The 20,628-nt window shown below is 31.8% G+C and carries 20 protein-coding genes, 2 tRNA genes and 1 pseudogene; 7 read left to right on the forward strand and 16 right to left on the reverse strand.

Features of this window, described 5'->3' with window-relative positions:
- Nucleotides 1-368 precede the first annotated feature (368 nt).
- A complete protein-coding gene (rpe, locus tag D6T69_RS05090) occupies nucleotides 369-1,025 on the reverse strand; it encodes a ribulose-phosphate 3-epimerase (RefSeq protein ID WP_125066746.1) in 657 nt (218 codons plus the stop codon).
- A gap of 150 nt (nucleotides 1,026-1,175) precedes the next feature.
- Nucleotides 1,176-2,039, reverse strand: a complete 864-nt coding sequence (locus D6T69_RS05095; RefSeq protein WP_028891227.1) for a sigma-70 family RNA polymerase sigma factor — start codon at nucleotides 2,037-2,039, stop codon at nucleotides 1,176-1,178.
- A gap of 218 nt (nucleotides 2,040-2,257) precedes the next feature.
- Here D6T69_RS05095 and D6T69_RS05100 point away from each other — a divergent pair, with 218 nt between their 5' ends.
- From D6T69_RS05100 to D6T69_RS05110, 3 genes are read left to right on the forward strand one after another with little or no spacing between them, the layout of a single operon-like run.
- Entirely contained in the window at nucleotides 2,258-2,827 is a 570-nt protein-coding gene (locus D6T69_RS05100) for an RNA polymerase sigma factor (protein ID WP_125066747.1), read from the forward strand.
- A 6-nt stretch (nucleotides 2,828-2,833) separates the two neighbouring features.
- Complete coding sequence (locus D6T69_RS05105) at nucleotides 2,834-3,022, forward strand: hypothetical protein (protein ID WP_125066748.1); 189 nt, start codon at nucleotides 2,834-2,836, stop codon at nucleotides 3,020-3,022.
- A gap of 50 nt (nucleotides 3,023-3,072) precedes the next feature.
- A complete protein-coding gene (locus D6T69_RS05110) occupies nucleotides 3,073-3,891 on the forward strand; it encodes a mechanosensitive ion channel family protein (RefSeq protein ID WP_125066749.1) in 819 nt (272 codons plus the stop codon).
- A gap of 285 nt (nucleotides 3,892-4,176) precedes the next feature.
- Here D6T69_RS05110 and porT read toward each other — a convergent pair whose 3' ends face one another.
- The 5 genes from porT to D6T69_RS05135 form a co-directional block, all read right to left on the reverse strand.
- Entirely contained in the window at nucleotides 4,177-4,875 is a 699-nt protein-coding gene (gene porT / locus D6T69_RS05115; protein ID WP_125066750.1) for a type IX secretion/gliding motility protein PorT/SprT, read from the reverse strand.
- A gap of 1 nt (nucleotide 4,876) precedes the next feature.
- Nucleotides 4,877-5,605: a bifunctional demethylmenaquinone methyltransferase/2-methoxy-6-polyprenyl-1,4-benzoquinol methylase UbiE gene (gene ubiE / locus D6T69_RS05120; protein ID WP_125066751.1), complete on the reverse strand. Its 729-nt coding sequence runs from the start codon at nucleotides 5,603-5,605 to the stop codon at nucleotides 4,877-4,879.
- A gap of 20 nt (nucleotides 5,606-5,625) precedes the next feature.
- Complete coding sequence (locus tag D6T69_RS05125) at nucleotides 5,626-6,519, reverse strand: NifU family protein (protein WP_125066752.1); 894 nt, start codon at nucleotides 6,517-6,519, stop codon at nucleotides 5,626-5,628.
- Nucleotides 6,520-6,618: 99 nt separating this feature from the next.
- Entirely contained in the window at nucleotides 6,619-8,013 is a 1,395-nt protein-coding gene (locus D6T69_RS05130) for an OmpP1/FadL family transporter (RefSeq protein ID WP_125066753.1), read from the reverse strand.
- A gap of 45 nt (nucleotides 8,014-8,058) precedes the next feature.
- Entirely contained in the window at nucleotides 8,059-9,288 is a 1,230-nt protein-coding gene (locus D6T69_RS05135) for a hypothetical protein (protein ID WP_125066754.1), read from the reverse strand.
- Between the two features lie 147 nt (nucleotides 9,289-9,435).
- Here D6T69_RS05135 and proS point away from each other — a divergent pair, with 147 nt between their 5' ends.
- From proS to rpsT, 4 genes are all read left to right on the forward strand, one after another.
- The gene (gene proS / locus D6T69_RS05140) at nucleotides 9,436-10,914 is read left to right on the forward strand and encodes a proline--tRNA ligase (protein ID WP_125066755.1); all 1,479 of its coding nucleotides are present in this window, start codon (nucleotides 9,436-9,438) and stop codon (nucleotides 10,912-10,914) included.
- 75 nt (nucleotides 10,915-10,989) lie between these two features.
- Nucleotides 10,990-11,061: transfer RNA gene (locus tag D6T69_RS05145), tRNA-Glu, on the forward strand.
- Between the two features lie 112 nt (nucleotides 11,062-11,173).
- Nucleotides 11,174-11,245: transfer RNA gene (locus D6T69_RS05150), tRNA-Glu, on the forward strand.
- Between the two features lie 34 nt (nucleotides 11,246-11,279).
- Nucleotides 11,280-11,531, forward strand: coding sequence for a 30S ribosomal protein S20 (rpsT, locus tag D6T69_RS05155; RefSeq protein WP_028891217.1), 252 nt, complete (start codon nucleotides 11,280-11,282; stop codon nucleotides 11,529-11,531).
- 225 nt (nucleotides 11,532-11,756) lie between these two features.
- Here the strand turns inward: rpsT and rodA are convergent, their stop codons facing one another.
- The 9 genes and pseudogenes from rodA to D6T69_RS05195 all read right to left on the reverse strand — a co-directional run.
- A complete protein-coding gene (gene rodA, locus D6T69_RS05160; RefSeq protein ID WP_125066756.1) occupies nucleotides 11,757-13,034 on the reverse strand; it encodes a rod shape-determining protein RodA in 1,278 nt (425 codons plus the stop codon).
- Complete coding sequence (mrdA, locus tag D6T69_RS05165) at nucleotides 13,015-14,901, reverse strand: penicillin-binding protein 2 (RefSeq protein WP_125066757.1); 1,887 nt, start codon at nucleotides 14,899-14,901, stop codon at nucleotides 13,015-13,017. Before mrdA ends, rodA begins: the two co-directional genes overlap by 20 nt.
- Complete coding sequence (gene mreD, locus D6T69_RS05170; protein WP_125066758.1) at nucleotides 14,898-15,404, reverse strand: rod shape-determining protein MreD; 507 nt, start codon at nucleotides 15,402-15,404, stop codon at nucleotides 14,898-14,900. The genes mrdA and mreD overlap by 4 nt, the downstream gene beginning before the upstream one ends.
- Entirely contained in the window at nucleotides 15,397-16,224 is an 828-nt protein-coding gene (mreC, locus tag D6T69_RS05175) for a rod shape-determining protein MreC (RefSeq protein ID WP_125066759.1), read from the reverse strand. The genes mreD and mreC overlap by 8 nt, the downstream gene beginning before the upstream one ends.
- A gap of 16 nt (nucleotides 16,225-16,240) precedes the next feature.
- Nucleotides 16,241-17,269 (reverse strand): rod shape-determining protein, encoded by a 1,029-nt coding sequence (locus D6T69_RS05180; protein WP_125066760.1) that lies wholly within the window; start codon nucleotides 17,267-17,269, stop codon nucleotides 16,241-16,243.
- An 82-nt stretch (nucleotides 17,270-17,351) separates the two neighbouring features.
- Complete coding sequence (gene purH / locus D6T69_RS05185; RefSeq protein WP_125066761.1) at nucleotides 17,352-18,878, reverse strand: bifunctional phosphoribosylaminoimidazolecarboxamide formyltransferase/IMP cyclohydrolase; 1,527 nt, start codon at nucleotides 18,876-18,878, stop codon at nucleotides 17,352-17,354.
- 142 nt (nucleotides 18,879-19,020) lie between these two features.
- Complete coding sequence (locus D6T69_RS16150) at nucleotides 19,021-19,146, reverse strand: hypothetical protein (RefSeq protein ID WP_262510991.1); 126 nt, start codon at nucleotides 19,144-19,146, stop codon at nucleotides 19,021-19,023.
- A gap of 83 nt (nucleotides 19,147-19,229) precedes the next feature.
- A complete protein-coding gene (locus D6T69_RS05190) occupies nucleotides 19,230-19,682 on the reverse strand; it encodes a GAF domain-containing protein (protein ID WP_125066762.1) in 453 nt (150 codons plus the stop codon).
- A 272-nt stretch (nucleotides 19,683-19,954) separates the two neighbouring features.
- A pseudogene (locus D6T69_RS05195) lies at nucleotides 19,955-20,511 on the reverse strand (type VI secretion system contractile sheath protein TssC); the annotation flags it as partial.
- Between the last annotated feature and the right edge of the window lie 117 nt (nucleotides 20,512-20,628).

Consider the following 20,628-nt stretch of genomic DNA (forward strand, 5'->3'; position numbering starts at 1 on the left):
GTTAAAGTTTATGGTAAAACCATACTTTTATTATGGTTTTTTTTGAGTTAAATTGTTTTGTAGAATTTATTTTTGAGAAACTCAAAATACTTTACCATGTTAAAAAACATTTCAAATTTAGGTTCAGTTTTGAATAAATCAGAACAAAAAACTATTCAGGGAGGATGGACATATGTAATGTGTACTAAGTGTGAACCTCTTCCTCCAGGTTATATTTGTATGAATGAAGTATATTGTGGAGGAGAGTAAATTTACTCTAAACAAGATTACATTAATATTTACTATTCATATTTAGTAACCCTTTTAGGGATTATAGGGCTGTTAAACCATAAGCGTATTTAGATTTGTTTCTAAATACGCTTTGACTTTTAATTTATAATAGTTTTTAAATTTTCAATTGTTTCGGTTGGGTTGTCACTTTTGAAAACAAAACTACCAGCAACTAATACATTAGCACCAACTTCTACAAGTTTATTAGCGTTTTGATCAGTTACTCCTCCATCAATTTCAATTAGGGTAGAAGCTTCACTGAATTCAATTAAGTTCTTTAGCTGTTGAATTTTTTTGTACGTATTTTCGATGAATGATTGTCCTCCAAATCCAGGATTAACACTCATAATACACACTAAGTCTAAATCTTTGATAATATCTTCTAAAACAGCTATTGGTGTATGTGGGTTTAAAGCAACACCTGCTTTCATACCAGCTGCTTTTATTGCTTGAACAGTTCTGTGTAAATGTGTACAAGCTTCGTAGTGTACTGTTAAAATGTCGGCGCCTAAATCAGCAAAAGTTTGAATGTAACGATCAGGATCTACAATCATTAAGTGCACATCAATAGTTTTATTGGCATGTTTTGTAATTGATTTTAAAACAGGCATTCCAAAAGAAATATTTGGTACAAAAACACCGTCCATAATGTCAATATGAAACCAATCTGCTTTACTATCATTTACCATTTCAACATCGCGTTGAAGATTTCCAAAATCAGCCGCTAAAATTGATGGGGCTACAAGTTTTTCCATTAATATATAAGTTGTTGTGTTGTTATTATGTGCAAATATAGTTAAAACTAAGGGCATTAAAATCAAAAAGAAAGCTCTCAAATTTGAGAGCTTTCATTCATTAATCAAAAAACGAATAGTTACGATAACTATTTGTTGTTGTTTGTATTATTAACCTAAGTAAGTCATTAAAATCTTACTACGAGATGTGTGTTTTAATCTTCTGATGGCTTTTTCTTTGATTTGACGTACACGTTCACGAGTTAAATCAAATGTTTCACCTATTTCTTCTAAAGTCATTGGTTGGTGCTCTCCTAAACCAAAGTATAATTTTACAACATCAGCCTCACGTGGAGTTAATGTTTCTAGTGCACGATTAATTTCAATACGTAAAGATTCGTGTAATAATGTTTTGTCAGGGTTTGGTGATTCACCTGAGTTTAATACATCATATAAATTAGAATCTTCACCCTCAATTAAAGGAGCATCCATTGATACGTGACGTCCAGAGTTTTTCATTGATTCTTTAACATCGTTAACAGTCATGTCTAACTTCTTAGCAATTTCCTCAGCACTTGGTGGGCGCTCATTTTCTTGCTCTAAGAAAGCATACATTTTATTAATCTTATTAATAGAACCAATTTTGTTTAATGGTAAACGTACGATACGAGATTGTTCAGCTAGTGCTTGTAAGATAGACTGACGAATCCACCACACTGCGTATGAGATAAATTTAAAACCACGAGTTTCATCAAAACGTTTCGCAGCTTTAATTAATCCTAAATTTCCTTCGTTAATTAAATCAGGTAATGTTAATCCTTGGTTTTGGTATTGCTTAGCAACCGATACCACAAAACGTAAGTTAGCTTTAGTTAGTTTTTCAAGAGCTCTTTGGTCACCTGCTTTAATTCTTTGCGCTAATTCAACTTCTTCATCAGCAGTAATTAAATCTACTTTTCCTATTTCTTGCAAATATTTATCTAAAGACGCGGTTTCTCTGTTGGTAACCTGTTTTGTAATTTTAAGTTGTCTCATCTACTTCAAGTGTATTTTTAATTTATCAATCAGTCTACATTATCTTATACGTATTCAATTAGAATAATGTTACAAAGTTTTTTGTATTTCTTGAAAATTTTCGTCTATTTGTTAAAGAAGTGTTAAAGTTTGTTATTTGAACAATGATTAGGTGACCACGTAGGGAGGCAAGTGTCTAACTATTGTATAACTAAGAAGGAAACTAACTATACTGCCCCTTGGAGAGTATTGATGTAAAAAAAATAAGCGACGAAGATTTAGTTCGTAAAATAGTAGAAAAAAATGATACTCATTTATTCGCTGTTTTATACGATCGTTATGCTGGCGTGGTATATAACAAGTGCTATGGATTTTCCAAAAATAAAGAAGAGGCTCAAGATTTAACACATGATGTATTTATTCGTTTATTTGTTAAATTGAGAACTTTTAAAGGAAAATCTAAGTTTTCTACTTGGTTGTATTCTTTTACTTACAATTTTTGTGTTAATTATGTACAGAGAAATAAAGAAAAGAAAAAAGAAAAAGTAACAGTAGTAACGGACGAAATAAAAGAGGAAAGTAATATTGATGATATTGATGACGCGACACTATTTGAGTTAAAGTCAGATAAATTGGCCAAAGCACTCGAAATGATTTCTCCTCCAGAGAAAATGATTTTATTAATGAAATACCAGGACGAAATGAGTATTAAAGATATTTCAGTGGGATTAGATTTGGGGGAAAGCGCAGTAAAAATGCGTTTAAAAAGAGCTAAAGAAAAAGTGGTGAAAGCGTATAACGAATTGTAATAAATTATGGATAATCCATTCAAGAAAATATTACATAACGAAGAATTGCCAGAAGTACTAAAAGATAAAGTGCTTAATGATGTGGCAATGATAAAGCTATCAATAGACATGGCTGATTTGTTCGTGGTTAAGTATCCTAATGCTATTGTTGATTTGATAGGAGGAGGGGCTGAACCAAAAGGAAAAAAGAAATGACACTAACTAGTTTAAACTAATCAAATACATACTATATATACATAAAAGTTATGAGTTTTTTAAATATAGATTTTTTAACCCCTTTTAAGGATATTTTTCAAGATATAGTTGATTCATTACCAACTGTAGTGGGATTTTTAGCTTTTGTAATTATTTCTTGGCTCGTTATAAAAGTCTTTCTATACCTTGTTAGAAAAGCATTAGCCAAAACTAAAATAGATGAATGGTCTAAGAAGCTTAGAAAAACAGAAATTTTTGGTAGTAGTACAATAAATATAGTACTTACCAATGTTATTTTGGCTATACTAAAATGGTTTTTAATTTTTGTTTTCGTTATGGTTGGGGCAGAAATGTTTGGCTTAATTGTAGTCTCTGAAGGGATTAGAAGCTTTTTTGCGTACTTACCAAAACTATTAACTGCGGTAGGTATTTTTGTAGGAGGGGCTTACTTAGGAACCATGGTTAAAAAAGCAATTCAATCCATGTTTAAATCTCTTGAAATCTCTGGAGGGAATTTAGTAGGAAATATTGCTTTTTACCTAATTGTTGTGTTTTTATCTATAACAGCATTAGATCAAGCTGGAGTTGATACATCTGTGATTAAGAGTAATTTAACTCTTTTGATAGGTTCTGTATTGTTAGCTTTTACCTTAGCATTTGGCTTTGGAGCTAGAGATGCAGTTTCTAGATTACTTTTTGGTTATTATTCGAGAAAAAATATTTCAATAGGAGAAAAGGTTGTGATAAATGATGTAGAAGGTGTAGTAGTTGCTATAGATAATATATGTATTACAATCAATACAGATGGAGGTAAGGTTATTTTACCTATCAAAGATGTAGTTGACAATAAAATAGTTATAAAAAAATAATAAAAATTAACAATTTTTTATATCTTTGAAAATGCTAAAAACAATGTTTTTAACAGTACGATAGATTTCGGGGGACTTCTATCCAACTAATAAAGAGAAATCTTTATGAAATAAGGCCGCATTTCTGCGGTCTTTTTTTTATGAAAAAATGTGACCTAAAAAATAAAGTGTGTCTAATAAAGCATAGAGTAATAGGAATTCGGGGGACTTCATATTATTTTTAAACTTAAAAAGGCTTTCTAATTTAGAAAGCCTTTTTTATTGTAAATATGTGTTTAATAAATCTTATTCAAAAGCTAAGTGTAAAAACACTCCTCTAGTTCCTAAGAAATTAATTGGGTCTGTCCATTGACTGGGAGATTTGTTATCGTATACAGCTTCATTATTAATAGCAAAAACACCTCTTATAGAAGGCGAGAACTTAAAATAACTTAAGTAAAAATCAACGCCAATACCTATTTCATACATGAAGTTATTGGTTGTCGTTCTAAATTCTCCAGCAAAATTATCATCACTATTTCTTTCATTACTTGAAAAGTTATGATCGTATGAAATTCCTCCAATTACATAAGGTCTCATATTATTAAGTCTGTTTGTGCTAAACTTTAACAGCAGCGGTAAGTGTAAGTAGGTGGCACCTACTTCACGAGTATTTACGTTATCTGCTCCAGGTATATGTTTAAAACGTAATGTTTTGGTGTTAGACATTAAACCAGGTTCAAAACGTAGGTTAATATTATTATGTAACCTTAAGTCAGCAATTAAACCTACATTAAAACCAATAGAGGATTCTACTTCGATTTCAGTATTATCAAAATCACTTGGAGCATAAGAAATTTTGTAACCATTATTATTAGCTCCTAAGTAAAAACCATAGTGAAAAAGAGGTTTGTCAAAACTAGGAAGTTTCAATATTTTTTCTTTTTGCGCTTGTGTGGATAATGACGCCACTAAAATTCCGAAAAGTAAAAGCTTTTTTAACATACTATTTTAAAGCGGTATAAATTGATGCAACACCAAATGTTACAGGTATATTCTTTGCATTCTTAAACCCATTTTTTTGTAAAATATTGTTGAAAGCCTTTCCAAAAGGAAAAGAATTTGCTGTTTCTGATAAATATGAGTAAGCAACCTTGTCTTTCGAAAAGAGTTTACCAATAATAGGTAAAATATAATTAGTATACAATTTGTATCCTTGTTTAAAAGGAAACTTGGTTGGGTTTGAGGTTTCCAATACTACAAATTTACCTCCAGGTTTTAATACACGTAATATTTCGGTTAAGCCTTTGTCTAAGTTTTCAAAGTTCCTAACTCCAAAAGAAACAGTAATCGCATCAAAGGTATTATCAGGAAAAGGAATGTTTTCACTATCGCCAACAATCATTTTAATCTTATTAGACAAGTTAGCTTTAGCTATTTTTTGTCTTCCAACCTGTAGCATTCCTTCAGAAATATCTAAACCTACAATTTTTTCAGGATTTAATTCAGACATCATTAAAGCTAAGTCACCTGTACCAGTAGCAATATCTAAAATTTGTTTTGGATTGTTTTCTCCTACTAGTTTTACTACTTTTTTACGCCAGCTAACATCAATTCCTAAAGAAATAACACGGTTTAACCCGTCATAATCTTCAGAGATGTTGTCAAACATTTGAGCAACTTGTTCTTTCTTTCCTAATTCAGAATCTTTATATGGTTTGATCTTTTCAGACATATATTTTGTTTGGTTTGGAATTATCCGTTGATGGCAACTACTTCATTAATTTGATTAGGTAACATTTCTTTAAGCATAGTTTCAATACCATTTTTTAATGTTACTGTTGATGATGGACAGCCACTACAAGCTCCTTGTAAAATAACACTTACTCTTTTGCTATCAGCATCGTATGATTGAAAAGCTATATTACCGCCATCAGAAGCTACAGCAGGCTTTATATACTCGTCTAAAATATCAACAATTTTAGCTTCAGTATCAGTTAAATTCTCTTTAGGAACTTCAACATTTTGTTTGGTTTGCTGTTTTGGTAATTCAGATATAATTTTTTTGCCTTCCTGTATATAACTACGAATAAAAGTACGTACTTCTTGGTATACTTCATTCCAATCAATCATGTCGTATTTGGTGATTGAAATGTAGTTTTCAGAAATAAAAACCTCTTTTACAAAAGGAAAACTAAATAATGCTTGTGCTAATGGAGAAGATTTGCTTGCTTCTTCAATATTTGTATACTCAACATCAGTTTGTGTTAAAGCTTTGTTGGTTCCGAATTTCATTACAGCTGGATTTGGAGTAACTTCAGCGTATACTTCAACAGCATCTTTTTTGGTAGTTTCTTCTTTTACTACAGAATTACCATCTTGGATGTAAGCTTCTATTTGCTCGCGAACCTCTTCTTCAACATCGCTCCATTCAACAATATCGTATCGTTGAATAGCAATGAAGTTAGCTGTAACTAATACCTTTTTTACAAAAGGAAGGTAAAATAGTTGTTGTGCTAACGGAGAGTTTTTAGCCTCATCTATATTATTGTATTCATGGCTACCGCCATTAACTAAAATTTTGTTGCTAACAAACTTTAGAATGGTTTCGTTATTAGTTTCTTGTATGTTTATTTTTATTGAACTCATAAGTTGTAAATAAGAAGCAAAATTACGGTAAAAAACTGAGATATGTATATATAAAAAGTCCTGCATATAGCAGGACTTTTTATATATGTTTTTTATGAATTATAAACTGAAAGTAATTGTTCCAGAGATTCTAGAAGTATCGGTTGTTAATTCGATAGGATTTACATTTACAGCAGGTGAGTTATAAATATGGTACGGACTGTTGTTTTCTGAGTTAGTATATGATAAATCAAACTTAACGTTTCCAAAATTATAACCAAGTCCTAATGAAAATCCGGAAATATTATCATCATCTAAAGCGTTTTTATAAGGGGTTTGCTCATAATGATAACCACCACGAACACTCATTTTGTCAAAACGCCACTCGGTACCAATATTTAAGGAGTGAGTACCTTTAAAATCATTATCAAAGTTTTGATTAGTTTCTATAAAAAAAGGATCGTTCTCTCTATATTTTGTACCGCTATAGTCTTTGTAAGTATAGTCTGCACTTATTAAACCTTGTTTACCAAAAACAAATGCCGCACTAGCTGTAAGTTTACTTGGTGTTCGTAGTCTGAAAATATTTGAATGAAATTCTTCCCCGCTATTAACATCTGTATCTTGGTTCGTTGCAGAGATTTCAGTATAACCTACCCAATCATCATATCTAGAGTCATTCGGGTCGAAGACGTTTAAGTTGCTGTCTTCAAAAACTTCATTATACCACGTTGGAGTTTCGTAAGCTAATCCGAAACGGAAACTTTGATTAACTTTATAAATAAAACCAGCACTAAAAGAAACTCCACTACCTTCAAAGTAACTATCTTGAACGTTAAAAGCATTTAATGTGTTATTGCTATCATCTTCATTAGTTTCATAAAGTTTGGTAACTTGACCAAAGCTAAAATTATGAAATTTTATACTAGCACCTGCATATAGCTTATTTAGATGAACAGCTGAGAATCCCATTTCAAATATACTACTCTCTCCATAGGTAGAGTTTAAAAAACGTTGCTCTTGTCCATTATTGAATTGATTGGTAATATCGTCAGGATGCTCATTGAATAGTGCTTGACCACTATTGCCTTGTGAAGAAAACAAACCTTCAAAATCACTTTTCAATCTATAGTTAAAGGTTAGCGCAAAACGGTTCCAGTCAGAGTTATGAGCAGAGTCAAAAGATAAAATACCACCAGCTTGAGTAATATTAAAAAAATCATCTTCTGTTTCTGTTGTGTTTCCGTAATACTTAGCAGTATAAGTAGTATTTCTATTACCTAGAGTTACTCCAAAAGTACTTTTAATAGCAACGGCACTACCAGCTGGGTTAATTCCAAAAGAAGAAATATCTCCTCCCAAGGCTCCAAAAGCTCCGCTCATTGCTTCAAAGCGAGCAGTTCCGTAATTATCGTCTTTTGAAAATAAAATTCCTAAATCATTGTAGCCTAAAGATTGCGAGTAGGCAGTATACGTACTAGCGATAATTATCGCGAAAGTTAAAATTCTTTTCATTTTTTCATTAATTCGTTAAAAACTTATCTTGAAACTAGCTATAAGTTATCTTCTAGAACTTCTTGATGAACTTCTGCTACTTCCTCTTGAGTTACTTCTAGATGAAGAACTACTTCTTGATGGAGCAGAGTAACTACGAGAGCTTCTTGAAGGTTTTGAATAGCTTCTAGATTTTCTTGGAGAATATGATTTTTTAATCGCTCTATCAGAACTTTGGTTTCTCTTAGTATAGCTTCTAGAGTTTCTAACTGATGAAGATTTACGAACACCATTATTATTGGAAGCTCTATAGTTTCTAGTAGAATATCCTCTTGAATTTCTTGTTGAACGAGGTGTACCTCTATAGCTGCGAGTAGATCTGCTACCATTTGAGTTGTAACTTCTCGTTCTAGTTGATCGTTTAATACTTCTGTTGTTAGAGTTACTGCCTCTTCTTGTATTGTATCCTCGTGTACTTCTTGTAGAACGAGTATTTCTGTCATTACGATAGGTTCTACTATTACTTCTTCTGTAAACATCAGAGGAGCGTCTTGAAGTTGTAGTTCCTCTACGACCAGTAGTATAACCTCTTCTAGAAGTTGTTGCAGTTCTGTGACCTCTGTAATAGTTGGCGCCTCTGTATGGACGTCTGTAATAATGGTTGTTATAGTATCTATATGGCCTGTAGTAATTGTATCCGTAATATGGAGAGCTCCAGTAAGAGTTATAATAAAGCCCACCTAAACCAACATAAAATCCAGAATTCCAGTGGTAAGGATGCCAATGATTATATCCCCAGTAGTTATAGTATCGAGATCTCCACCAAGGTCTGTAATAGTTGTACCCATAACCATAATCCCAATACCAGTCATTATAGTAACCCCATCTCGGGTAGGTGTTAATATTAATAACAACGTCATTATTATTAGCATAACCCCAAGGTTCATTACTATTGTACGTAATTCTTGTTTCAGGTTCCTCTTCATATATAATGTCTTCATCATCATAAGAATCATCGTTTTCAGACTTGTAATTTTCTATATCAGTAAAAATATCAGTACCATTTAAAGCGTCTAAACGTTCCACTTCTTTGGTGAAATAATTTTCTTGATATTCATCGTATGCACGATCATCAGTAACAATTACTCTACGTTGAGGTTGCTCTATTTCATCAGCATAAATACCATCATCACTACCAGTAACCGTTTGCGTAGAACCACAAGATATAAATGTAGCTGCCATCAAAAATGATAGGATATAGAAAGGGAGTTTGGTTTTGGTGTAATGTAGCTTCATGACTTTTTTATTTTTAGGTTAAAGCAAATTGTTTTTTCACTAGCTGCAAAAAATTAGTTCTTTGTTGGGCTTGTTACCTTTTTAATGTAGTTTTGCAGACACAATTTACGCATAAAAAATAACAATATTTATGCCAAACTTTTGATTATGAGCAAACATTTAACAAAAAGAGCCGAAGATTACTCGAAATGGTATAACGAATTGATTGTAAAAGCCGATTTAGCTGAAAATTCAGCAGTAAGAGGTTGTATGGTGATTAAGCCATACGGATTTGCAATTTGGGAGAACATGCAAAAAGAATTAGATAGAATGTTTAAAGAAACAGGACATCAAAATGCTTATTTTCCTCTTTTTGTGCCCAAAAGTTTGTTTGAAGCAGAAGAAAAGAATGCTGAAGGATTTGCAAAAGAATGTGCGGTAGTTACACATTATCGATTACAAAACGATCCAGAAAATGAAGGGAAACTACGCGTAGATCCTGAAGCAAAACTTGAAGAAGAATTAGTTGTTCGTCCTACTTCTGAAGCAATTATTTGGAATACATACAAAGGATGGATTCAATCGCATAGAGATTTACCATTGTTAGTTAATCAATGGGCAAATGTTGTAAGATGGGAAATGCGTACACGTTTGTTTTTACGTACTGCTGAGTTTTTATGGCAAGAAGGTCATACTGCGCATGCAACAAAAGCAGAAGCAATAGCAGAAGCTAAGCAAATGCAAGAAGTGTATGCAACTTTTGCTGAAGAGTTTATGGCAATGCCTGTTGTTAAAGGAGCTAAAAGTGAGAGTGAACGTTTTGCTGGAGCAGATGATACCTTAACAATAGAGGCTTTAATGCAAGATGGAAAAGCTTTGCAAGCAGGTACATCACATTTCTTAGGTCAGAATTTTGCGAAAGCTTTCGATGTTAAGTATACATCTAAAGAAGGAAAACAAGAATATGTATGGGCAACTTCTTGGGGAGTATCAACACGTTTAATAGGAGGGTTGATAATGACACACTCTGATGATGCTGGCCTAGTGCTGCCTCCAAAGTTAGCACCAATTCAAGTGGTAATCGTTCCTATATATAAAGGAGAAGAACAATTAAATGCTATTTCTGAAAAGGTTGATGTAATCGTAAAAGAATTACGAGCTAAAGGAATATCAGTAAAATTTGACGATAGAGACACTTTTAGACCAGGAGCGAAGTTTGCTGAGTATGAATTAAAAGGTGTGCCTGTTAGAATTGCAATGGGAAAAAGAGACTTAGAAAATGGAACTGTTGAAGTTGCTCGTAGAGATACTTTTGAAAAACAAACAGTTTCTAGAGATGAGGTAGTTGATATTGTGTCAAATTTATTAGAGGAAATTCAAGAAAATATTTTTAATAAAGCTTTAGCATATAGAAACGATCATATCACCGAAGTAAATTCTTTCGAAGAGTTTAAAGATGTGATAGAAAACAAAGGAGGATTTGTTTCTGCACATTGGGATGGTACCATAGAGACTGAAGATAAGATTAAAGAGTTAACAAAGGCTACAATAAGATGTATTCCTAATGATGCAAAAGAAGAGGAAGGAGTATGTGTTTTAACTGGTAAACCTTCAACTAAAAGAGTACTTTTTGCAAAAGCTTATTAAAAAAGTAAAAAAAAGTTTTGTGCAATAAAAAACAGTTTTTATATTTGCACCCGCAATCGCAAAAAAGATTGTTTTGGTCCGTTCGTCTAGGGGTTAGGACGCCAGGTTTTCATCCTGGTAACACGGGTTCGATTCCCGTACGGACTACAAGTTCTTTTTCTTTATTTTAGAGGAAAAATAAATAGAGAAAAAAATAATTTTTAATTGCAAATAACAAAAAGAATTGTATATTTGCACCCGCAATCAGAACGATTGTTTTGGTCCGTTCGTCTAGGGGTTAGGACGCCAGGTTTTCATCCTGGTAACACGGGTTCGATTCCCGTACGGACTACAAGTTTTTTATAAACAATTAACGCATTAGTACAATGGCAAATCATAAGTCAGCATTAAAGAGAATTAGAAGTAACGAAGCGAAGCGCTTAAGAAATAAATATCAGCATAAAACAACTCGTAATGCTGTAAGAAAATTAAGAGCTACAGAAGATAAGAAGGAAGCAGAAGGAATGTTTTCGACTGTTGTATCTATGTTAGATAAATTAGCAAAGAACAACATTATTCATAAGAATAAAGCGGCAAATTTAAAGTCTAAATTGGCTAAACACGTTGCAGCTTTATAAGAGTTTTAAGGTTAGTTAATAGTTAAACGCTTCGATATAATATATCGAAGCGTTTTTATTTTGTTTAAAATTGAAAACACATGTTTTTATACTAAGGGATTAAAAGAAACAAATAGATATTGTATGTTAAGTAAGATGCTTTAATTTTAAAATAGCTGTTGTAGTAGGGAATGTAGTTATAAATAGTAATTATTTTTTGGTTAAAAAAATAAGTTTGGAATAACTTTACCAATCGTATTTTTTATGAGCATCTAAACGAATGAAAATAAACAGAAGTAAGGTGAAACCCCATAAAGAAGAACCTCCATAACTAAAAAAGGGTAGAGGTATTCCTACAGTAGGTAATAGGCCTATTACCATACCAATATTAACAATAATATGGAAAAAGAATATAGAAGCTACACTATAACCATATATTCTTGCAAATTTATTGGTTTGTGTTTCTGATAAGTAAATAATTCTATAGAGTAAGAACATAAATAAAATTATAACAAGAGAACTACCTAAAAAACCCCACTCTTCACCAACAGTACTAAAAATGTAGTCTGTATCTTGCTCCGGTACAAAATTCCCTTGTGTTCTATCGCCTTGTAAAAAACCTTTTCCAGAAAAACCACCAGAGCTAATTGTTTTTTCAGATTGATAAGAGTTGTAACCGATGCCTTTATTGTCTTGTATTTTTCCTAATAAAATATCGAATCGATCTTTTTGATGTTGTTCTAATATGTTATTATACGTATAGCTGATTCCTAAAATAAAAAAAATGGCAAAAAGATAAGAGCCTATTATTTTTATAATGTTAAAACGAAAGAATCGCTTGTCTTTGTAAAGACCATAAAGAACAATTAATGTGATTAAAAGTAAACAAGAAATGAGTACCCATTTTGCTCCAAAATAGACTGTTAATAGAAATAGAATAATAGATATTGTACCAAATAAAATATAAGCTAGCGTTAAACCTTCCCTGTTTAAAACAAAAAAGAAAGCAAAGTATATTAACACAGATCCCATATCAGGTTGTAGTGCTATAAAAAAAGCTGGTAAAAAGATAATTATAAAAGCTTTTGCCTGATTTTTTATAAGTTTAAGATTGTATTGCCGATCACTCATTAACTTGGCCAAGGCTAAAGCAGTTAAGGCTTTTGCAAATTCAGATGGCTGAAGACCAATGCCTCCAAAGTTATACCACGAGGTAGCTCCGTTAATTTTCTTTCCAAAAACTAGGACACCAGCTAGTAGAGCTAGTGAAATAACATATAGAACACTAGAAAACTGCTCATAGAATTTAGAGTTAAAGAAAAGAATGAACACAATTAAAGGAATACTTAATGCTATGAAAATTAATTGCTTTCCATATCTTGTAGAAAAATCAAAAATTTCTCTTGTGTCATCAGTTGATGAGGCTGCATAAATATTCATCCATCCAAAACCTACTAAACCTACATACACTAAAACAAGTAGCCAGTCAATTCCTGCAAAAATATTATTTCGTTCTTGTCGCAATAGTGTCGCTTTTTTGAATTAATAATTGATTATCATATCTTTCTTGAAGACTTAGGTTAATCATGCGATCTTCAAGATATTTTCTAGAGATTGATTTGTTTAAGTATTTCTCAATTAATAAACTAGTGATAGGAGCCGCAATTGTAGATCCATACCCTCCGTTTTCTACAAAAATAGCTATGGCTATTTTGGGATTGTCTTTTGGAGCGAAGGCTATAAAAATAGAGTGGTCTGTTAACTGAACTTTTTTCTTATTTACTCTAATAAAGTTTTCAACGGTTCCAGTTTTTCCACAAATGTCAATTCCTTTAACTTGACTATATTTAGCTGTACCTCTAGTAAATGTTTCATGCATAGCCTCAATTGCAACAGGAAAATGTTCTGGTGCTACAGTTGTATTTCTACGTACTGTATATATAGAATCAAGATTAGATTTATCTTCAATTTTCTTAACAATATGAGGGGTGTAAAAATACCCTTTGTTGGCAATAGCAGCTGTCATATTTGCTAATTGTATAGGGGTGGTTTCTACTTCACCTTGTCCAATGGCATTTGAAATAGTTGTTGTGGCTCCCCATCTAAAATCATAACTTCTGTCGTAAAAATTTCCACTTGGAATTCTTCCTTTTTGACCAGAAGGAAGATCATAACCTAAATAATTACCTAAACCAAAGCTTTTTGCATGTTTACTCCAAGCATCAGTTCCTATAGTGGGGTTTTCGTAATTGTCTATAATTCTTCTATAAGTGTTAGCGAAATATGTATTACAAGATTTAGCAATGGCTGTTTTTAAACGAACAGATCGTCCAACAATTCCACAGTGACACCCCATAAAAGCATTAGGTCGTTTACCGTAACGATATCCGTGATGACAATAAAAACCTGTGTTTTCATCAATCACACCTTCTTGTAGGCCAATTAAACCAGTTAGGATTTTGAAAGGCGAACCAGGAGCATACATTGCTTGTAGTCCTCTGTCAAAAGTTGGCATGTTAATACTGTCGTTAAAAAGTCTTACAGAGTTAGGAGAACGTTGTCTTCCAACTAATAAATTCGGGTCATAAGAAGGAGCGGTAACTAATGCTAAAATCTCACCTGTTTGAGGTTCTATAGCAACAATACCTCCTCTTTTACCAGACATTAATAATTCTCCATATTGTTGCAATTCACTATCAATAGTTAATGTTAGGTCTTTACCTGATACAGCAAGGGTGTCATACTTTCCATCTTTATAGGATCCAGTAACCTTATTTAGGTTATTTCTTTTAAAGTATTTTCTCCCTTTAATACCTCTCAATTCTTTCTCATATTGTTTTTCAACACCAAGCTTACCAATTAACTCTCCTTGTTCGTAATAATTACTATTCTTAGCTACATATTCGTTAACCTCACTAATAAATCCTAATACATTAGCTGCGGATTTTACAGGGTAGTTTCTAATAATACGTTTTTGTATATAGAATCCTTTGTACTTAGGTAGTTTTTCTTGTAAAAAAGCATAGTCTTCTTTAGCTAGTTGCTTTAGAAATACAGAAGGAAGCCAACGGGCATAATTTTCAGCTTTTTTAAAACGTTTTATAAAATCTTCTTTATCAATCTTTAAAAGAGAGCAGAATTCTAATGTATCTAAAGGTTCTACTTCTTTGGGGATAATCATTACATCATAAGACAATTGGTTAGCGACTAATAATTTTCCATTACGATCATAAATATAACCACGTTCAGGGTAGTCGTATTCAATTTTTATGGTAGCACTATTGGTTAAACTTTCTTCTCCGCCGCGTACTACTTGTAATTGAAATAATCGAGAGATATAAACAATTCCAATAAGAGTAATTAAAAATATAAGTAAGAAACTTCGTTTCATGTTAGCTTTTTCCTAAATATAAAACTTCCTAAAAAATACAACAGTAACGTAAAAACACTAGAAAATAGTGTATTGATAAGCACATTTGAAATGTTATAAAAGCTAAAGTTAGTTAAACTAAATAAAATGAAGTGGTGAACTAATGTTAAAATTGCTGTATAATTAAACACTTTATCAAAAGATTCGTGCCTTAGGTTAAAAAGTAGGTAATCTGATGATGTTTTTTTAAAAACAGTTTTAAAGACAAATAGCCGTATATAAGCCATAAATACAGTAGAAAAGGTATGAATTCCGCCAGAGTTAGAAAAAGCATCTACACACAAACCTAATAAGAAGGCAACTAATAAAAGAGAAAACCTGTTTTCTTTAATAGGAAACAAGAAAATAAAAACGATATAAACGTAGGGGTTTACATAGCCTAAAAATAAAATGTTATTTAGAATCAGCACTTGTAGTAACAAGAGGAAAACGAATAAAAATATTAAGTATACTGTTTTATTCATTATTATTTTCTACAGTTTTTATTTCTTCTTTATTTAGGTTGGTTATTATATAAACATGACCTAAGTTAGACATATCGTTAAAGAGTTTAATGTTTATACTATTAACCGCAGATAATTCTTCAGGTACTTTTACGACTGTTCCAATAGGTATCCCGTTTGGAAAAATAGTAGACCTTCCTCCAGTAACAACAGTATCACCTTCTTTAAAAGTTGCTTGACGTGGAATGTCGGTTAGTTGTACAATATTATAGTCTTTACCGTCCCATGTTAAGGTACCATAATGATTGTTATTTTTAAATTTAGCGTTGATATTGCTTTTTGAATTTAAAATAGATTGTACTCTAGCAAATTTACTAGAGACATTGTCAGTAATACCAATAACACCTTTGCTATTTATTACTCCCATTTCTTGAAAAACATTATAACTTTTACCTCTGTTAATTGTTAAAAAGTTATCAGCTTTATGAAAAGAGTTCTTAATTATTTTTCCAGAAATGTAATTGAAATTTTGATTGAGATTTACTGTGTCTATTATCTGATTAGCAGAAATACTATCAAGATAACTATTGATTTTTTCTAATTTATTTTTTAATACTAAGTTTTCTTCAACAAGTATAGAGTTTGTTTCTCTTAAGTCAAGATATTCCGATATGTTAGATGATTTTTGATATAGTCCTCCTGTAATGAAATTAGTAGAACTAATAAATTTACTTTTATGAAAAGAATGGTTGTTAATGATTAATGCAACAGCTATAACTTCTAGGAATAGAAAAAATAAGAAATACTTATACTTCTGTAAGAAATAAATAAGCTGTTGCATAAATAATCATTCAAATTTATTTGATTAATACAGTTTTGTATTTTTCTAAATTTTTAAGTGCAATACCTGTTCCTCGAACTACAGCACGTAACGGATCTTCAGCAACATATACTGGTAAATCTGTTTTTCTAGATAAACGCTTATCTAAGCCTCTAAGCATTGATCCACCCCCAGCTAAATAAATACCTGTATTGTAAATATCAGCAGCTAATTCAGGAGGTGTTTTAGATAGCGTTTCCATTACGGCATCTTCAATACGTAAAATTGATTTATCTAGTGCTTTTGCAATTTCACGATAAGAAACTTGTATTTGCTTAGGCTTTCCACTTAATAAATCACGTCCTTGAACCATCATGTCTTCAGGAGGCGTGTCTAAATCTTCTGTAGCTGAACCTATTTGTAACTTTATTTTTTCAGCAGTAGTTTCTCCAACATATAAATTGTGTTGCGTACGCATGTAATACATAATATCGCTAGTAAATAAATCTCCAGCAACTTTTACTGATTGATCACAGACAATACCAGCTAGTGCTATAACAGCAATTTCAGTTGTACCACCACCTATATCAATAATCATATTTCCTTTAGGCTCCATAATATCAACACCTACACCAATAGCTGCTGCCATAGGTTCGTAAATCAAATAGATTTCTTTAGCGTTCATATGACGACCAGAATCAATAACTGCTCGTTTTTCAACTTCAGTAATTCCTGAAGGAATACAAATTACCATGCGTAATGATGGTGGAAATAATTTCTTTTTTATGGCAGGAATTTGTTTTACAAATTCCTTAATCATTTCTTCTGAAGCTTGAAAGTCAGCAATTACACCGTCTTTTAACGGACGTATGGTTTTGATATTTTCATGGGTTTTTCCTTGCATCCTACTAGCTTCGTGACCTGTAGCAATAATTTTACCAGTAAGCCTATTTCTAGCAACAATAGAGGGGTTGTCAATAACTACCTTACCATTGTGGATTATAAGTGTATTTGCAGTACCTAAATCTACTGCAATATCTTCTGTCATGAAATCGAAAAAACCCATAAAGATTTCGTTATTTATATTTAATTTTAATGTATTCTCACAAATCTAATAAAAATCTGTGGGTATTTTACACTCAGTATAATTAATGTTTAAAATGTCTAGTTCCAGTAAAAACCATAGAAACATTATTATCGTTACAATAATCAATGCTTAATTGATCTTTAATAGATCCCCCTGGTTGAATTACACTTTTTATACCTGCTTTGTCTGCTATTTCTACACAGTCAGGAAAAGGGAAAAAAGCATCACTAGCCATAACAGCTCCGTTTAAGTCAAAGTTGAAGCTATTAGCTTTTTCAATAGCTTGTTTTAGGGCATCAACTCTACTTGTTTGGCCTGTTCCCCCGGCTAATAATTGTTTGTCTTTTACTAAAATAATAGTATTAGACTTAGTGTTTTTACATAGTTTAGATGCAAATAACAAATCCTCTAACTCACTTTCTGATGGTTTATTGTTAGTAGGGTAAGATAAATCATCTAATTTGTCTGTAATATAATCTTTATCTTGAACTAATACTCCGTTTAAGGCTGTTCTAACTGTTTGTTTGGGTAATTCAACTTCTTTTTGAATTAAAATTACTCTATTCTTTTTACCTTTTAAAATTTCTAAAGCATCAGCATCATAAGCAGGAGCGATAACCACTTCACAGAATAATTTGTGAATTTCTTCGGCAGTGGCTTTATCAATTTTCGTGTTTGAAATTAAGATCCCTCCAAATGCAGAAACAGGGTCACCTGCTAAAGCGTCTACATAAGCTTGATGAATCGTTTTACGTTGAGCGAAACCACAAGCATTGTTATGTTTTAAAATAGCAAATGTTGGATCTTCACCTTTAAATTCTTCTATTAAATTAACAGCAGCATCAACATCTAATAAGTTGTTATAGCTTAATTCTTTTCCATGTAGTTTATCAAACATAGCATCTAAATTGCCAAAGAAAAAACCTTTTTGATGAGGGTTTTCTCCATAGCGTAATACTTTAGAAGTAGTTTCACTAGCTTTATATACAACTTCATCTTCATTGAAATAATTGAAAATGGCAGTGTCATAATGAGAGGAGATATTAAAAGCTTTAGCAGCAAACTTTTTTCTATCGTTTAACGAAGTTTCTCCGTTGCTTTCTGAAATAATAGTTAAGAAATCTTCATATTGTTCCATTGAAGAAACAATCACAGTATCCTTAAAGTTTTTTGCAGCTGCGCGGATTAATGAAATTCCGCCGATATCAATTTTTTCAATAATATCTTGTTCAGAGGCTCCAGAAGCAACTGTTTTTTCAAAAGGATATAAATCTACAATCACTAAATCTAATTGAGGAATATTGTATTCTTGCATTTCAGCAACATCCCCTTCGTGATCTTGTCTGTTTAAAATACCTCCAAAAACTTTTGGGTGTAATGTTTTTACTCTTCCTCCTAAAATTGAAGGATACGAAGTAACATCTTCTACAGGTACTACGTCAATGCCTAAGTCTTTGATGAACTTCTCAGTACCACCAGTAGAGTATATAGTAACACCTAGTTCGTTAAGTTTTTTAACAATAGGCTCTAATCCGTCTTTGTGAAAAACGGAAATTAATGCTGATTTAATAGTTTTTGTATTGTTCATTATTGTTGTGTTGTTAAGCTTGCAAAGCTAGTAAAACAGTAGGCGTTACACAATAATTTTTTAAGTTTTTAAGATTGAAAACACCACCAAAATTATTTTAATTTTGGTGGTGTTTTTCTAACAACAAAATTTAAAAGAAAAATTACTCTGCAGTTTCTAAAAAATTACGAAACCAGATTGTGAATTTTTCTACTAAAGATTGTTGAGATTTTGAACGAGCATTAGCATTGCCTAATGCCGCATAAGAAGGATGTTCTCTACTGCTCATATTTAAGGGGATTAATGGGGTTGTTAAAAAATCACATCAAATAAAGTAAAAAAAAACTTAATAATCAAGTGATTATGTGAAAATTATATAAAGGTGGCTACTTTTTTACAAACATACTCTAATAAAACCTCATCATTTTGAGTAAATGGATTAACTGTGTGAGAGTCAATGTCTATTTGGCCAACGTTTTCTCCATCAATAAAAATAGGGATAACAATCTCAGATTTTACTTTCCATCCACAAGAGATATAATTGTCTTGCTCACTAACATCTTGAACTACAAAATTTTCATTACTAACAGCAACTTGACCACAAATTCCTTTTCCAAAAGGGATAATTGTATGATCTGTAGGTTCTCCGTTAAATTGTGCTAATTTTAATTCTTCTTTATCTCCATTTTTAAAGTAAAAACCAACCCAGTCGTAATAAGAAATTTCTGAAGCTAAATAATCGCAGATTTGTTGTAGTTTTTCCTCTTTTGAAGAATTATTACTAACTATTGAGTCTATGTTGTCTTTTAGTTCTTGTATGTTCATAAAAGTGTTTTTTATCTTATTCGTAAAGAGTGTTTAAAGCTTACAAAAATAGTTGTAAGGATTGTGATAAAAAACTGAATTCTATTTTTTATAGTTTAAAATGCATGTTTTAAGAGTTTTTTATGAAAAGAGGAGTAGTAATGTCAAAGAGAATGAGTTTGCTATTTGTATTGCTGTTAAAAGACTCTTTAATGAGAAGAAGCAAAAGTTTTTAAACTTTTGCTTCTTCTGTTTTTTCTTAAAAAGAAAATTATTGTTATTTTAAAGTTGAATTACTGTTGAACGTATTCACTATGCCATACAGCGTCTTCAGGTCCATCTCCTTTGTGTCCGTCTAATTGAATAACAAAACTTTTAGCTGGGAAATAAGGAGTGATGTGAATGTCTAATAAAACACGGTCTTTTTGATTTTGATCTTGTTCTATTTTTATAACCTTAAAACGCTCAATTAACTTAGTAGGTCCTTGAATATCATCTAAAAACTTAACTATTTGGCGACGTAAGTCAGCTTCAGTTCTAGAACTCCAGTTTTCAAATGCTCGTCTTTTTAAGAAATCAAGTAATACTTTTGTTATATGGTCAAATACTCTTACAACAGAATAAGTTTGTAGTCCTAAGTTGCCTCCGTTAAATAAAGTTTTAGCAGAAAAGCCATTACTTTACTGTATTCGTTAACCATAGGAACAAGTCCCATTTTTTTGATTTCAGAAATTTTACTCTTTTTAAGGTCGAATCTTACGCTTTCTACTTCATTAAGACCACCGAACTTTTTACCTGCTACTATTTGTGACATTAATGTGTGGTATATTTTACCGGCTAAAGCAGATGAAGATGAAAGCAGAGGAATTCCTTAAACCTTTATATCCAAGTAAAATTTCCACACCAGAGGCTACAAAAGAACAGCAAGCAGAACGTAAACGTATAGGTGGATGGTAAAGAGATAAAA

This window comes from Tenacibaculum singaporense (assembly GCF_003867015.1).
GTDB lineage: Bacteria > Bacteroidota > Bacteroidia > Flavobacteriales > Flavobacteriaceae > Polaribacter > Polaribacter singaporensis.

Bases quoted from the DNA above. Each gene is read 5' to 3' on its own strand.
- rpe (WP_125066746.1), bottom strand. From the start codon at position 1,025: ATGGAAAAACTTGTAGCCCCATCAATTTTAGCGGCTGATTTTGGAAAT.
- D6T69_RS05095 (WP_028891227.1), bottom strand. From the start codon at position 2,039: ATGAGACAACTTAAAATTACAAAACAGGTTACCAACAGAGAAACCGCG.
- D6T69_RS05105 (WP_125066748.1), top strand. From the start codon at position 2,834: ATGGATAATCCATTCAAGAAAATATTACATAACGAAGAATTGCCAGAA.
- D6T69_RS05110 (WP_125066749.1), top strand. From the start codon at position 3,073: ATGAGTTTTTTAAATATAGATTTTTTAACCCCTTTTAAGGATATTTTT.
- porT (WP_125066750.1), bottom strand. From the start codon at position 4,875: ATGTTAAAAAAGCTTTTACTTTTCGGAATTTTAGTGGCGTCATTATCC.
- ubiE (WP_125066751.1), bottom strand. From the start codon at position 5,605: ATGTCTGAAAAGATCAAACCATATAAAGATTCTGAATTAGGAAAGAAA.
- D6T69_RS05125 (WP_125066752.1), bottom strand. From the start codon at position 6,519: ATGAGTTCAATAAAAATAAACATACAAGAAACTAATAACGAAACCATT.
- D6T69_RS05130 (WP_125066753.1), bottom strand. From the start codon at position 8,013: ATGAAAAGAATTTTAACTTTCGCGATAATTATCGCTAGTACGTATACT.
- D6T69_RS05135 (WP_125066754.1), bottom strand. From the start codon at position 9,288: ATGAAGCTACATTACACCAAAACCAAACTCCCTTTCTATATCCTATCA.
- proS (WP_125066755.1), top strand. From the start codon at position 9,436: ATGAGCAAACATTTAACAAAAAGAGCCGAAGATTACTCGAAATGGTAT.
- rpsT (WP_028891217.1), top strand. From the start codon at position 11,280: ATGGCAAATCATAAGTCAGCATTAAAGAGAATTAGAAGTAACGAAGCG.
- mrdA (WP_125066757.1), bottom strand. From the start codon at position 14,901: ATGAAACGAAGTTTCTTACTTATATTTTTAATTACTCTTATTGGAATT.
- mreD (WP_125066758.1), bottom strand. From the start codon at position 15,404: ATGAATAAAACAGTATACTTAATATTTTTATTCGTTTTCCTCTTGTTA.
- mreC (WP_125066759.1), bottom strand. From the start codon at position 16,224: ATGCAACAGCTTATTTATTTCTTACAGAAGTATAAGTATTTCTTATTT.
- D6T69_RS05180 (WP_125066760.1), bottom strand. From the start codon at position 17,269: ATGGGTTTTTTCGATTTCATGACAGAAGATATTGCAGTAGATTTAGGT.
- purH (WP_125066761.1), bottom strand. From the start codon at position 18,878: ATGAACAATACAAAAACTATTAAATCAGCATTAATTTCCGTTTTTCAC.
- D6T69_RS16150 (WP_262510991.1), bottom strand. From the start codon at position 19,146: ATGAGCAGTAGAGAACATCCTTCTTATGCGGCATTAGGCAATGCTAAT.
- D6T69_RS05190 (WP_125066762.1), bottom strand. From the start codon at position 19,682: ATGAACATACAAGAACTAAAAGACAACATAGACTCAATAGTTAGTAAT.